Raw genomic sequence first — 12798 nt, 5'->3', positions numbered from 1 at the left:
TTGGCGCTCCAAAAGGTGGTATGTAACGGCTTGACCTATACATCATTTTTGAAGAAAAAATCACGTTTCTTCTGCTTTGTTCAGCGGTTAGCGCTGCAATCAGGTAACCTAAGTATCAGTTGATAAATAAGTGACTTCTCAAGAAGTTGTACTGCAGTTCAGGTGGTTTATGCAAAATGTAGCAGTTAAGTATCGAGACGGAATTTTGCGCAAAAAGCGAGCGAAAGTCTTGTCTTATGTGTGGTTGCTGAGCCTATTTCTGGCTTTTGTGTTTACCTTAGTGTTTGTTAAAACCAACTACAGTATCGAGGACCGTAGAGAAGTCAGTTATTTAGAATCGTTGGGAGACATCAGAAACGCGATAGACAACGAGTTGGGCGTTGTCGGTACGGATTTACACTATATCTCCAGCAGTGTTCTGACCAAATCGACACTGGAAGAAGGTGATGAAACCGCGAAAGCGTATTTAACTTCATTAATGTTTCAGGTGGGGGCGCTTCATGATCGCTATAGCCAAATCCGGGTGTTGGACAAATATGGCCAGGAAGTCGTTCGGATTGATCAGTTGCCAGACACCACGCTGTTTTTAATCCCAGACGATAAACTGCAAAAAAAAGCCAACCGATATTATTTTCGTGATGCCCTTGAATTAGAGTCGGGTGAGGTATACACCTCGAAATTCGATTTGAATATCGAAAACGGTAAAGTGGAGAAACCAATCAAACCTACGATTCGGTTCTCATCTCCAGTTCGCCAAGAGGACGGTACACTACTTGGCGTTACCGTAATTAACTATAACGGTGAAAAGCTTCTAAAACTCATCGATCGTTCCAACCGCTTTAAAGGCAACCCTATCTATTTGATCAATAAAGAAGGGTATTACCTGAAAGAGGGCGAAGCGGAAAAAGAGTGGGGTTTTATGTTTGACTCTCGCAAAGAGGTGCGTTTTTCTCACGATTACCCTGAAATATGGCGACAACTTACACAGACAAATATTGGTAAATTTGTTTCTGACGACGGCGAGTATTACGCGGTTAAGTTAGAGTTGAAGCCTGGCGGGGTTCACCGCGCAATTAATGCAGAAGAAGTGTATCTGGTTCAGTTTGTCTCTAATGCTTATGTTACAGAGTCGCAGGGTTCGCTCATTTATGGGCTGGTGATTCTTGGGTTGTTTTTGGTGCCATTATTGGCATTTTTGGCCTATAAACTGGCAATATCTCAGGTGGAGCGGGAGTACTTACTTAACGAGTTAGTATTTGAAGCAAGTCATGATCCGCTTACAGAATTATATAATCGACGCGCTATCATTGAGCAATTACAGCGCAATATACAATTGAGTCGCAGGCGTCATTCGGAAATGGCTGTGAGCTTTATTGATGTGAATGATCTTAAAATGACGAACGATCATTTCGGTCATGATGCTGGGGACGAAATGATTGTGGGGCTGGCGACCAGTATTCGCCAAACGGTAAGAGGTTCCGATCTGGCGGCCAGAATTGGTGGTGATGAGTTTTTGATCGTATTTGATGATTGTGATGTCAGCGAAGCGAATTTCATTATGGAACGTATTCAGAAGAAATACGCCGATTTGGGTAAGGAAGCAAAAAACACAACCTGGCATTTCAGTTATGGCTGTGCACAATTGCAAGCCAACGATACCCCCGAGTCACTGATCGAGCGTGCCGATAAGATTATGTATAAATACAAACAGGCGTACAAACAAAGTCAGCATTTAGGTTGATAGTTTGCTTAGCATCTGTTTTTAAACAATATGTTAAATACTTTTGGGAGCGAGGTTTTATTCTTAATTTAACAGGTGTGTTTTTCCTGTTGCAGACTTGAAATAAGATTTTATAAATTTTACATTGAAGCGTATTTAAATCATTTTCGATCGCAACTATTTAATCCAAATACGATGTTTGCACGTATTAAATCTACTCTTGAACGGACATCATCTATATAGGAGAACACATGAACGAATTGGAGAAAATGCTACTTAATATTCGCAGCCTGAGAGCATTTGCAAAAGAATTGACTCTGACGCAATTAGAAGATGCGTTAGGGAAGTTTACCACGGTAGTGGATGAGCGCAGACAAATTGAGGAACAACTGCGCCAAGAGCAGCAGGAAAAAGAAGCCAAGCTCGCTGAAATCGCTCAGCAAATCTCACAACAAGGGTTGGATGTGAATGATCTGGTGGCGGCGCTGTCTTCTAAAAAGGCCACGGCCGGCAGCAAGCGCAAACCTCGTCCAGCCAAATATCAGTATGTGGATGGTAAGGGCAAAACCAAAACCTGGACAGGCCAGGGCAGAACGCCAGTTGTCATCCAGGAAGCGTTGGATAATGGTCAGGCGTTAGAAGAGTTTTTGATTCAGTAAGTTCGGGGTAACGACCGACCCTGAGAAGAGCAGATTGGAAAAGTAGAAGCAGTGATGCTTCTACTTTTTTGTTTCTGTGCCGCTAGAGTGGCTGCGACAACTAACTGTTAATGAATGCTTTATCATTAAATTGCCGCAAAAACTAGATGTCATCGAGCCTTTGTGAAAAATTGACTCTGTGATATCAGTTCCGTTCTATTTCATGCTGTTGAATATGGCAATATTGCCCATCCAGATAAGCAGGGTACGTGCCTGTTGCTACAGATGGAGTGCGTTGGCCGCTTCCGAGTTTCCCTGCCGCAATGCTGAGGACGTTTGTCTTCAATAGGTTTTTCGACATGGTTTAACGCAATTAAGTTGATCGGTTATCGGATCATGATCAGCAGAGTAACCGTGCAAAAAATAAATAAATGAGTGGGTGATGAATTGCCTGTCGCCTATCTCTAAAAAATAGTAAGAGGAATTGTTGTGGACGTAAAACAAACAACGTTAGGGACTGTGCTGTGTATTCGTAAACACCTGACTCTGCCTGAAGTTGGGCATGTCAGTCAGGACTGCTGCAGCGCCATATTGGATATTATTGACCGTTCGGCGTTAACGGTGACCGGTCCGTGGCATTTTGTATCGTATGGTCTGCCGGACGACACGGAATCGGAATTCGAGATTGAGTTCTGTCTTCCTGTCGTTGGCGACGGCCCTGAAGCATTAGCGCATCAGGCTGAGTACCACACACTGCCAGCGTTTCGCTGTGCGACTCGTCAGTACAGTGGTGAGTTGTCGGGGTTGTTCGAACATGGTTACCGTCCGCTGCTCGAAGCCATCAAAGCTGAAGGCTATGAGTTGACCGGAGAGAGCCGCGAAGTTTACCACCAATGGTTCGGTCCAGGTTCCGCGGACAATGTGATTGAAATCCAATTCGGCATCCGAGATGCAGACTAACGGACAGCCTTCCCATGAAGCAATTAATTAAGCAGACATGTAAACACAATAAGCAACACAACCGGGTATTGGGTGTGGTGGATAGCGGGGATTCGAATCACAGTGCAAAAGCCGATGCGGTTGAATACCTTGCTGGTCGGAATCGTTGTGGTCAATGTTCCTTCGAGACAGCCTCTTTTACCGAAGGCAGACGGTTTGGCGCCTTTAAAACCATCCAAGGTCTGGAAGGGCAGGACGACGTGCGTCCATATCGATTGGGCACCTGGTTCGCTGGCTTCACGATTGCGTTAATTCTGGCTCTGGCTGGTTTTCTGGCTTATACCGTTCCGGATCAGTTAAAGACCAAACAATTTTGGGAATACCTGGCGCCAGCCAGCATTGCGATTATTGCATTTGCGTCATTGGATGATGTTAACGCCACCCGATTCAGTAAATGCGCGAACTTATTTGCTGCGATAGTGGCTTTGGGCGTATTTATTGCGGGGCTGAGTTCGATTGAATGGACATTTTGGAATGGCTGATTATTTGGCATAACATCGCAGTGCAAACCAATCAAAAAGCCACCCAATGTCGGGTGGCTTGTGTGTCTGTGAGCAGACGGGTTAATCGTAAATCGTCGGGATCGGTTGACGTTTATGCTGAGTGGCTTGGTAGATGCGTACCAGACGCTCAACCACATAGGTGTCAACCGGTTTGCCTTCCAGAAAGTCATCAATTTGATCGTAGCTCAGGCTCAGCGCCTCTTCGTCCGCTTTTTGTGGTGCGAGCTCTTCAAGATCCGCCGTTGGCGTTTTTTTCACTAACAGCTCTGGTGCGCCCAGCGCGCCGGCCACTTCACGCACCTGACGTTTACTCAGGCCAAACAGAGGAGCTAAATCGCACGCGCCATCGCCGAACTTGGTGTAAAAGCCGGTAATGTTTTCTGCGGAGTGATCGGTACCCAGCACCAGGCCGCCAACGTAACCCGCAATCTCATATTGTGCCACCATGCGGGTACGGGCTTTGACGTTGCCTTTGACGAAGTCCACCTTGGCAAGATCTGAAGGAATCAGTCCTGTTCCTTCCAAAGCCGCATGCGTAGCGGCGTGCGTGCCATCAACACCGCCTTTGATGTTCACCGAAACAGAGTGAGTCGGCTTGATGAAAGAGAGTGCTAATTGCGCCTCGTCTTCATCTTTCTGCTCACCGTATGGAAGGCGAACGGCAATAAACTGATGGTTGCCTGAACCGGTTTCGGCATTGAGCTGTTCAACGGCCAATTGAGCCAGACGTCCACACGTGGTTGAATCCACGCCGCCACTAATACCCAAAACCAGTGATGTGCAGCCAGATTCAAGCAACTTACGTTTGATAAATTCGATTCGACGGGTAATCTCGAACTGGGGATCGATGGATGGCAGAACTCGCATCTCATTTCGGATCATCTGTTCCATTAGGTTTCCTTCCTGCAAGCAAATTATGTTTTAATTTCAATGCTAGTATCATACCGAATTCGAAAAATTAGAAAACTGTGATCATAGTTTTCACAATGTGCAAGGTAATAAAATGACCAAAATCGCCGTGTTTGGGAGCGCTTTTAACCCGCCGAGTCTGGGTCATCAAAGTGTGATTGCGTCTCTCAGCCATTTTGACCGGGTGCTGCTGATACCGAGTATCTCCCACGCGTGGGGCAAAGAGATGCTCGATTATGGTGCGCGATGTGAGCTGGTGGATCTATTCATTGAAGATATGGCTCTGGACAACGTTGCTCGTTCAGATATTGAAGACGCACTGCATCAACCGGGAGAGAGTGTGACGACCTACGCAGTCTTGTCTCGTTTACAAGAAAGTTTTCCCTTGTCTGAATTAACATTCGTGATGGGGCCGGATAATCTGTTCAACTTTGCTAAGTTTTATAAAGCAGATGAAATTACGCAGCGTTGGTCTGTGATGTCGTGCCCACAAAAAGTGGCGATTCGTAGCACGGATATTCGTGACGCGATCACGCAGGCGAGATCGGTTGAGCATCTTACGACGCCATCGGTGGCCGAAGCACTGCGTGAAAAAAGATATTATCAATGAATTAGTGGTGGGTTATGTCTATAAAGCTGAGCGTTGTATGGATAGCTTTATTCCCCGGATTCACGCTGGCGTGTGATCTGTTTGACCCGCCTTATGCCTCAGATAATGACTCAGTCATGTTTCATTCGCCCGCGGGCGTGTGTTTCTCCTTTCAAGAAGGCGTGGATTACGCGACAGAGAAGCTTGAGCAACTGTCGCTGCTCAGTGAAGATCCACAATATGATGCGGAGAGTGAATACTGGAACGACTGGATTACTCTCGATGACACCAACCCACTGCTTACCCAAAGCCTGGAATCCAACTACTTTGGTGTCGGAATTTGGCTGCCCTCTGAAGTCGAAGACCGGATGCACGACATGCAGGCAGGGGAGTGGATCATTAATCATGGGTTGCAGTTTAGTGTGGGCTTAGGAGACAAACAGGCAGGCAAGCCACGCATGCGGTTTGACTACCGTTGGCACAACCAGTATGACGGTGATGTTCTGATGCAAGTGGAAGTGCCTTTCTAATTTCTGACCGAAACCATATTCAAATCAAAACTGTGACGTCGATTGTTATTTTCCTCAATTCGTTTAGAATGGCCGGATGCTTGTCATGATGCATCTGTATTTGTATCAAAGCTTGCATTGTTCATGTTTTAAATCAAATGCTTTTCGCTACTTTCCTTAAAGCATAAAACCAACACGTGTTGCTTGGTGTGCAACACCACTGTAAAGGACATAGTATGCCAAATATTACTCTTCCTGACGGCAGTCAACGTCAATTTGATAATCCAGTTTCTACTCTTGAAGTCGCTCAGTCGATTGGACCGGGTCTCGCTAAAGCGACCATTGCGGGTCGTGTGAACGGCAATCGCGTCGATGCTTGTGATCTGATTGAAGAAGACGCCAGCCTGGAAATTATTACCGCGAAAGATGAAGTCGATGGCTTGGAAATCGTTCGCCACTCATGTGCTCACCTTCTGGGGCATGCACTGAAACAGCTGTATCCTGAAGCGAAAATGGCTATTGGCCCGACGATCGACAGTGGTTTTTACTACGATATCGATTTGGAACAATCGCTGACGCAAGAAGATCTGGAAAAGATCGAAAAGCGGATGAAAGAGCTGGCGAAAACCAAATATCAGGTTATCAAAAAGAAAGTCAGTTGGCAGGAAGCGCGCGATACTTTTGAATCTCGCGGCGAACCATACAAAATGGAAATCCTGGACGAAAACGTGTCTCGTGACGATCGCCCAGGTCTGTACCACCACGAAGAATACATTGACATGTGTCGTGGTCCGCACGTCCCAAATATGGGCTTTTGTCAGCACTTTACATTGTTGAACGTGGCCGGCGCGTACTGGCGTGGTAACAGTGACAACAAGATGCTGCAGCGGATCTATGGTACGGCTTTCCACGATAAGAAAGCGTTGAAAGCGCATCTGACTCGCCTGGAAGAAGCGGCCAAGCGTGATCACCGCAAGATCGGTAAACAGCTGGATCTATTCCACATGCAGCAAGAAGCACCGGGCATGGTGTTCTGGCATCATAACGGCTGGTCCATTTTCCGTGATCTGGAAGTGTTTGTTCGTGAAAAGTTGACTGAGTACGGTTACCAGGAAGTGAAAGGCCCGCTGATCATGGATCGCGTGCTGTGGGAGCGTTCTGGTCACTGGGACAAATACGCAGAAGCGATGTTCACGACATCTTCTGAGAACCGTGATTACGCGCTGAAGCCAATGAACTGTCCAGGTCACGTGCAGATCTTCAACCAGGGCCTGAAATCGTACCGTGATTTGCCGCTACGTATGGCGGAGTTCGGTTCTTGTCACCGTAACGAGCCGTCTGGTGCACTGCATGGCATCATGCGTGTACGTGGCTTCACGCAGGACGATGCGCATATTTTCTGTACTGAAAGTCAGATCCAGGAAGAAGTGACTAACTGCATCAAGATGGTGTACGACACATACCAGACGTTCGGCTTTGACAACATCGTTGTTAAACTGTCCACTCGTCCGGAAAAACGTGTGGGTTCGGATGAAATCTGGGACCAGTCAGAGGAAGCACTGAAGAAAGCGCTGGAAGCGATGGAAATTCCATTCGAAATTCAGGAAGGCGAAGGTGCGTTCTACGGTCCAAAGATCGAATTTACCCTGTACGACTGTCTGGATCGCGCATGGCAATGTGGTACGGTTCAGCTTGACTTCAACCTGCCGGGCCGCTTGGGTGCGACTTATGTGGGTGAAAACAACGAACGTCTGGTTCCGGTGATGATTCACCGCGCTATCTTGGGATCGCTGGAGCGCTTTATCGGTATTCTTATCGAAGAGTATGCCGGATTCTTCCCAACTTGGCTGGCGCCAGAGCAAGCTGTCGTTATGAACATTACGGACAAACAAGCTGATTACGCTCAGGAAGTTGCTCAAAAACTACAAAAATGTGGAATTAGAGCAAAAGCAGACTTGAGAAATGAGAAGATTGGCTTTAAAATCCGCGAACATACATTGAAGCGTGTCCCGTATATGCTGGTTTGTGGCGACCAAGAGATGGAAGCCGGTGAAATTGCAGTACGGACTCGTAAAGGTAAGGACCTTGGTAAGTTTAAAGTGGATGATCTGATATCGTACATCCAAACCGAGGTTTCTAGCCGTAAGCTCAATCTGGAGGAATAAGCTATTAAAGGCGGAAGACGCGGCCAACAACCGGCCAAACAAAACCAGCACCGTTTGAACGGTGAAATTCGTGGCGTTCGTGAAGTTCGTTTAACTGGCGCTGACGGTGAATCTGTAGGTATTGTTTCAATCCAAGAAGCACTGGCAGCAGCCGAAGAAGCTGGTATGGATCTCGTAGAGATTAGCCCTAACGCCGAGCCACCTGTTTGTCGTGTGATGGACTATGGCAAATTCCTGTTTGAGAAGAGCAAAGCTCAAAAAGAGCAGAAGAAGAAGCAAAAGCAGATCCAGATTAAAGAAGTAAAATTCCGACCTGGAACTGATATTGGAGACTATCAGGTAAAACTACGCAACCTGACGCGTTTCCTTGAAGAAGGCAACAAAGTGAAGGTAACAATTCGCTTCCGTGGCCGTGAGATGGCACACCAAGACATCGGTGTCGACGTTCTAAACCGCTTAAAAGAAGATACTGCAGAACTTGCTGTAGTAGAATCTTTTCCTAGCCGTATTGAAGGTCGTCAGATGATCATGGTGTTAGCCCCTAAAAAGAAGTAATTAGCGGCTCATAAAGTAATTGAAACCCAGCCGTTTCAGACGGTTGGGTTTTGTTCGCCCTAATTACATTGTTTATTAAACTACTACAATGCGGAGTTATTCATCATGCCTAAGATGAAAACCAACAAAGGTGCTGCTAAGCGTTTCAAGAAAACTGCTGGTGGTATTAAGTACAAGCACGCTACTAAACGTCATATTCTGACTAAGCGTACTACTAAGAACAAGCGTCAACTACGTCCAAACTCAATTCTTCCAAAATGTGAAGTTGCTGCAGTTGTTCGTATGATGCCATACGCTTAATTCTTTTTAGTTTAATTATCGTTTAGTTTAGGAGAGACATAATGCCTCGCGTAAAACGTGGTGTACAAGCTCGTGCACGTCATAAGAAAGTTCTGAAACAAGCTAAAGGTTACTACGGTGCTCGCTCTCGCGTATACCGCGTAGCTTTCCAAGCAGTAACCAAAGCTGGTCAATACGCTTACCGTGACCGTCGCAACAAGAAACGTCAATTCCGTCAACTGTGGATTGCACGTATCAACGCTGCTTCTCGTCAAAATGGTCTGTCTTACAGCCGTTTCATCAACGGTCTTAAGAAAGCATCTATCGAGATCGACCGTAAGATCCTTGCGGACATCGCGGTATTCGACAAAGCTGCATTTGCAGTACTTGTTGAAAAAGCAAAAGCTGCTCTTTAATTTGCAGTTTTAGGTTTAAGAAAAGGGAGAGCTCAGGCTCTCCTTTTTTATTGCCTTACTGCTCCATTTAGAGCCTCGAAAGTGGGCTCAATACGCCACTGGCTCCTCTCTCTAATACATGCGTATATATTTGAGTCGTTCTGACGTCACTGTGCCCAAGTTGCTCTTGTACTGTGCGAATATCTGCACCAGCTTCGAGTAAGTGTGTAGCGAAGCTGTGCCTCAATGTATGACATGAAACTATTTTGTTTATATTGGCATCTCTCGCTGCTCGTTTCACACATCGCTGAATGACACTCTCATTCATGTGGTGGCGGTTAAGTAAACCAGTTTCATGGTTGCAGGATGTTTTTAGCGACGGAAACAAAAAATGCCAGTTGAATTCAAGGTGAGCTTCGGGATATTTCTCTCGTAAGGCAAACGGGAGCGCTACGCCATCGTAACCCGGAGTATTGATATCTTTGTTGTAGTATTTTTTGGCCATCTGCATTTGATGCTCTAATTGAGGATACAGTTCCCTTGCGAGTGTCACAACGCGGTTCTTATTACCTTTCCCTTGCCAGATTCTGAGAGCGCCGTAATCAAAGTCTATATCTTGAATTCGTAATCGTAAGCACTCCATTAAACGTAAGCCAGAGCCATACAATAGCTTTATCTGCAGTTCGTATTTTGGATCGATATGAGCAACAAAGCGTTTCATTTCAGCATGAGTCAGGACTACTGGGAGTTTCTTATCTCTTCCGGACTTCTGAAACCTCATTTCTAAAGACAAGGGTTCTTTGAGAATCTCCCTGTATAAGAACTGAATTGCGTTGAGAGCAAGGGCCTGTGTTTTAGCTGCAACGTTGCGCTGCGCCGAAAGGTACGTCAAATATAGCTCAACCTCTTTATCATGTAGGGTTCGAGGATGGGCCATATTGTGATACCGAATAAAGTCGCTGATCCATATGATGTATGCTTCGATAGTGCGCTTTGAGTAGTGCCTAGAACGCATGTAGTCTTTGATGTACAAGAGAAACTGCGATTTCATGAATTTGCCTGTTTATTTGTCCAGTTGTTGTCATTGTAACCGCAGCGAAGAATTAAAGGGATATTGGCGACATAATTGCGATACCGATATCACCGAATAATGTACTAACTAACAGTATTTCATATTGTTATGTGTTACCGTGCAGATGCTTTTGGTTAACGAAAGAAGGCGGTAGCGTGGAGCAAAAAGCCGCATTGGGCGGTATAGGTAGCGTTAGAGCACTGCCACAAATTAGCCTCTCCGGAACTTGGAGAGGCTATATCTTTCAGGTTATTGCGTTATTTCGTCGAACTACGTACGAGGAAGCACCAGCATTTATAACCGTAGTCATTTGCATCAAGTAGCTCCTCACTGTTTTTCTTACGACGATAGCGACATTTTACCCACTTGTAACCAATGGGGGCTTCACCTGTTTGGATATCTTTCATGATAACTCCTTCCTCCGTAACGGTTACCGTGTTACGGATATAGCTTTTTAGAAAGGAATTTGCTATCTTAATTACGCCAATGTTCGGATAGCAGGTAACCATTCCTATTGTTCGAATCGACAGGACTTTCGAAAGGAAGTCCTGTTTTTATTTCTCGTTTACTAAAGCCTTCACCATCGAGGCAATACGTTCAGCCTCTTCTGCTGTTAAGTTAGTAGGTAAGTCAGAAATTTTAACCATTACTCCTGCTCGTAATGGAAAGGGGAGTGTGTATGTTTCTACCTTATCTTGCATCACGCTAGCTTTATCCTCGTGGTTAGTTTCGGTCTTTTCAACCATGTCGTTAGTTTGGCTTTTAGAAGCATTCTTCACGTATTTTTTGAACTCTGAAATACCTCTATTCAGGCGACTTTTATATGTACCTAGGCTTCCTGCGGAAGGTTCTTTCCCTGATTCTGTTTTACGAGCTTTAAACATCTCTAGAAGTTCTTGGATTTCGAACTTTGTAATGTCTTTAGCCTCTTCTGCTGTTAAAACAGAAAGCACATTTAAGACGCTCTTCCAGTTAGCAAGCTTAGAACCTTCTGCGATCTTGTTCTTTTCAACGTGATCAATAAAGTTTTTGTAATTGTCTACTGAGTAGTCCAAGTTTGACATAACTACCTCCTTCTTTGATTTGCACCTAGTCTACGATCGAATCCAGATTGATTCAACCCAAGGATTGGGAAGAAATCAAAAAAAAGATTGAGAATAAATCATTTTTGATTTGTTCGGGTTGTCTTTCTTTAATGAGTGAAAGGGTTAAGTGCTCTAACAAGGCGTTTAAGACGGATTCCCAACGCTTGGCGCTTTCGGTTTGCTTTGAATTTAGTGTTTACGGCACAATACATTAAGTTCAGTGGTCTGCGTTGCTCACCACTTAACGCGGCGTTAGCCCTATCAGAGGAAAATAATGAAATCTGCAGTATTAGTTATTGATGTTCAGTCGATTCTGTTCGACCCGGAACCTCAACCATTTGAATCACAAATCGTACTCACCAAAATTAATGAGGTTACGAAATTGGCGCGTGCTAAGTCTGTCCCAGTTATCTTTGTCCAGCACGAGCAAACTAAATCTGTTATTGAATACGAAAGTGCTGGTTGGGCATTGCAATCCAGCTTAATTACACAAACTGGTGACCATTTCGTCCGCAAAACAACACCAGACTCGTTCTTGAATACTAATCTTCAAAGTGTTTTGAATGAACTTGATGTAGATAGCTTAATTGTGTGTGGTTACGCATCAGAGTTTTGCGTTGATACTACCATTCGCAGAGCTGCAGGTTTAGGCTATCCCGTAACTTTGGTTTCGGATGCTCACACAACTCATGATAAGGAGCACGCCAGTGGGGCTCAAATTCGAGAGCATCACAATGCCACGTTATCTAGTATTTCTAGTTTCGGTGTCAAAATCGAAGCGGTAGAGGCGCGCAACCTTTGGGCATAGGGCTAACAATCAATTTAAGAGTGATTCAGCACGCTTGGCATTTTTAGTTTGGGTTAAGTTTGGTGATTACGGTGGTTAAATTGAGTGTCGTGGTTGCGTGCTTCACACCTTAATTGGGCGTTAGTACGGGGTTGGCATCAACGGTAAAAATTTCGGTGTTTATCAGTTTCGTTTCCTAGCTTTACACTGGCTCAAATGTGCCTTTCATGTTCTTTCCGGTGGCACTATGTGCGGAGTGTTAGCGTCGATTTCACCGTTTACGGTTGCTAACGTTTTGGCTATTTCTCTGGCGCGGCTTCTTTTGCGTGGCCAGTTCTTCAGTCTCAAATTTAGTATATTGGTGTGGTTGTCAAAGTTCGGCGACCGAATCCTTTGCTAATTTTAAACTGGTCAAAATAGGGCAGTTTAGCGTGTTTTTCTTCTCGCCAATTTGCGTTTTGAGATTGAGTTCTAGTTTGGCAGTGGTCAGTTTAGCTTTCTCGTTTTTAGCCACAAATTTCGTGCTATATTTCAATATCTTGGTGCAAACCAAAAGGTTTTGGAACAGCGTACTAACAAACAATTTAAGAGTG

General features: G+C 45.1%; 16 protein-coding genes. 11 read left to right on the top strand and 5 right to left on the bottom strand.

From position 1 onward, the window contains the following. The first annotated feature begins 169 nt into the window (after positions 1-169). From VPR01S_RS16330 to VPR01S_RS16315, 4 genes are all read left to right on the top strand, one after another. The gene (locus tag VPR01S_RS16330; protein WP_021706467.1) at positions 170-1741 is read left to right on the top strand and encodes a sensor domain-containing diguanylate cyclase; all 1572 of its coding nucleotides are present in this window, start codon (positions 170-172) and stop codon (positions 1739-1741) included. 230 nt (positions 1742-1971) lie between these two features. Next, complete coding sequence (locus VPR01S_RS16325) at positions 1972-2379, top strand: H-NS family histone-like protein (RefSeq protein WP_021706466.1); 408 nt, start codon at positions 1972-1974, stop codon at positions 2377-2379. Positions 2380-2847: 468 nt separating this feature from the next. Beyond that, the gene (locus VPR01S_RS16320) at positions 2848-3318 is read left to right on the top strand and encodes a GyrI-like domain-containing protein (RefSeq protein ID WP_021706465.1); all 471 of its coding nucleotides are present in this window, start codon (positions 2848-2850) and stop codon (positions 3316-3318) included. Positions 3319-3332: 14 nt separating this feature from the next. Continuing rightward, the gene (locus tag VPR01S_RS16315; protein WP_021706464.1) at positions 3333-3839 is read left to right on the top strand and encodes a hypothetical protein; all 507 of its coding nucleotides are present in this window, start codon (positions 3333-3335) and stop codon (positions 3837-3839) included. A gap of 81 nt (positions 3840-3920) precedes the next feature. Here the strand turns inward: VPR01S_RS16315 and nadE are convergent, their stop codons facing one another. Beyond that, a complete protein-coding gene (nadE, locus tag VPR01S_RS16310) occupies positions 3921-4751 on the bottom strand; it encodes an NAD(+) synthase (protein ID WP_021706463.1) in 831 nt (276 codons plus the stop codon). A 112-nt stretch (positions 4752-4863) separates the two neighbouring features. Between nadE and VPR01S_RS16305 the strand changes: the two genes are divergently transcribed. The 6 genes from VPR01S_RS16305 to rplT all read left to right on the top strand — a co-directional run bounded on the left by VPR01S_RS16305 (position 4864) and on the right by rplT (position 9282). Continuing rightward, entirely contained in the window at positions 4864-5379 is a 516-nt protein-coding gene (locus VPR01S_RS16305) for a nicotinate-nicotinamide nucleotide adenylyltransferase (RefSeq protein ID WP_021706462.1), read from the top strand. Between the two features lie 14 nt (positions 5380-5393). Further along, positions 5394-5888 (top strand): hypothetical protein, encoded by a 495-nt coding sequence (locus tag VPR01S_RS16300; protein WP_040902952.1) that lies wholly within the window; start codon positions 5394-5396, stop codon positions 5886-5888. Positions 5889-6103: 215 nt separating this feature from the next. Beyond that, entirely contained in the window at positions 6104-8032 is a 1929-nt protein-coding gene (gene thrS, locus VPR01S_RS16295; protein WP_021706460.1) for a threonine--tRNA ligase, read from the top strand. A 3-nt stretch (positions 8033-8035) separates the two neighbouring features. After that, on the top strand, positions 8036-8587 hold the full coding sequence (gene infC / locus VPR01S_RS16290; protein WP_081693195.1) for a translation initiation factor IF-3: 552 nt from the start codon (positions 8036-8038) through the stop codon (positions 8585-8587). Between the two features lie 105 nt (positions 8588-8692). Further along, positions 8693-8887: a 50S ribosomal protein L35 gene (rpmI, locus tag VPR01S_RS16285; protein WP_021706458.1), complete on the top strand. Its 195-nt coding sequence runs from the start codon at positions 8693-8695 to the stop codon at positions 8885-8887. A gap of 41 nt (positions 8888-8928) precedes the next feature. Then, a complete protein-coding gene (gene rplT, locus VPR01S_RS16280; RefSeq protein WP_004401084.1) occupies positions 8929-9282 on the top strand; it encodes a 50S ribosomal protein L20 in 354 nt (117 codons plus the stop codon). Between the two features lie 67 nt (positions 9283-9349). On the opposite strand, the gene VPR01S_RS16275 is transcribed toward rplT, so the two are convergent. From VPR01S_RS16275 to VPR01S_RS16265, 3 genes are all read right to left on the bottom strand, one after another. Continuing rightward, on the bottom strand, positions 9350-10312 hold the full coding sequence (locus VPR01S_RS16275; RefSeq protein WP_021706457.1) for an integron integrase: 963 nt from the start codon (positions 10310-10312) through the stop codon (positions 9350-9352). A gap of 278 nt (positions 10313-10590) precedes the next feature. Next, positions 10591-10740 carry a hypothetical protein gene (locus VPR01S_RS22885; protein ID WP_169727791.1) on the bottom strand — a complete coding sequence of 50 codons (150 nt, stop codon included), beginning with the start codon at positions 10738-10740 and terminating at the stop codon, positions 10591-10593. A 147-nt stretch (positions 10741-10887) separates the two neighbouring features. After that, positions 10888-11397, bottom strand: coding sequence for a hypothetical protein (locus VPR01S_RS16265; protein ID WP_021706456.1), 510 nt, complete (start codon positions 11395-11397; stop codon positions 10888-10890). 295 nt (positions 11398-11692) lie between these two features. On the opposite strand from VPR01S_RS16265, the gene VPR01S_RS16260 reads away from it, so the two are divergent. Then, the gene (locus VPR01S_RS16260; RefSeq protein ID WP_021706455.1) at positions 11693-12226 is read left to right on the top strand and encodes a cysteine hydrolase family protein; all 534 of its coding nucleotides are present in this window, start codon (positions 11693-11695) and stop codon (positions 12224-12226) included. Between the two features lie 349 nt (positions 12227-12575). Here the strand turns inward: VPR01S_RS16260 and VPR01S_RS22950 are convergent. Further along, positions 12576-12798 (bottom strand): hypothetical protein (locus VPR01S_RS22950; protein WP_040902949.1); only part of this gene is annotated, 223 nt, incomplete at its 5' end.

The organism is Vibrio proteolyticus NBRC 13287 (assembly GCF_000467125.1).
Taxonomy (GTDB): domain Bacteria; phylum Pseudomonadota; class Gammaproteobacteria; order Enterobacterales; family Vibrionaceae; genus Vibrio; species Vibrio proteolyticus.
Note: the sequence above shows the minus strand (reverse complement) of the source record. Positions and strands in the feature narration are given on the sequence as shown.

Coding starts and splice junctions, on each gene's coding strand:
- VPR01S_RS16330 (WP_021706467.1), top strand. CDS start 170: ATGCAAAATGTAGCAGTTAAGTATCGAGACGGAATTTTGCGCAAAAAG.
- VPR01S_RS16325 (WP_021706466.1), top strand. CDS start 1,972: ATGAACGAATTGGAGAAAATGCTACTTAATATTCGCAGCCTGAGAGCA.
- VPR01S_RS16315 (WP_021706464.1), top strand. CDS start 3,333: ATGAAGCAATTAATTAAGCAGACATGTAAACACAATAAGCAACACAAC.
- nadE (WP_021706463.1), bottom strand. CDS start 4,751: ATGGAACAGATGATCCGAAATGAGATGCGAGTTCTGCCATCCATCGAT.
- VPR01S_RS16305 (WP_021706462.1), top strand. CDS start 4,864: ATGACCAAAATCGCCGTGTTTGGGAGCGCTTTTAACCCGCCGAGTCTG.
- VPR01S_RS16300 (WP_040902952.1), top strand. CDS start 5,394: ATGTCTATAAAGCTGAGCGTTGTATGGATAGCTTTATTCCCCGGATTC.
- thrS (WP_021706460.1), top strand. CDS start 6,104: ATGCCAAATATTACTCTTCCTGACGGCAGTCAACGTCAATTTGATAAT.
- rpmI (WP_021706458.1), top strand. CDS start 8,693: ATGCCTAAGATGAAAACCAACAAAGGTGCTGCTAAGCGTTTCAAGAAA.
- rplT (WP_004401084.1), top strand. CDS start 8,929: ATGCCTCGCGTAAAACGTGGTGTACAAGCTCGTGCACGTCATAAGAAA.
- VPR01S_RS16275 (WP_021706457.1), bottom strand. CDS start 10,312: ATGAAATCGCAGTTTCTCTTGTACATCAAAGACTACATGCGTTCTAGG.
- VPR01S_RS22885 (WP_169727791.1), bottom strand. CDS start 10,740: ATGAAAGATATCCAAACAGGTGAAGCCCCCATTGGTTACAAGTGGGTA.
- VPR01S_RS16265 (WP_021706456.1), bottom strand. CDS start 11,397: ATGTCAAACTTGGACTACTCAGTAGACAATTACAAAAACTTTATTGAT.
- VPR01S_RS16260 (WP_021706455.1), top strand. CDS start 11,693: ATGAAATCTGCAGTATTAGTTATTGATGTTCAGTCGATTCTGTTCGAC.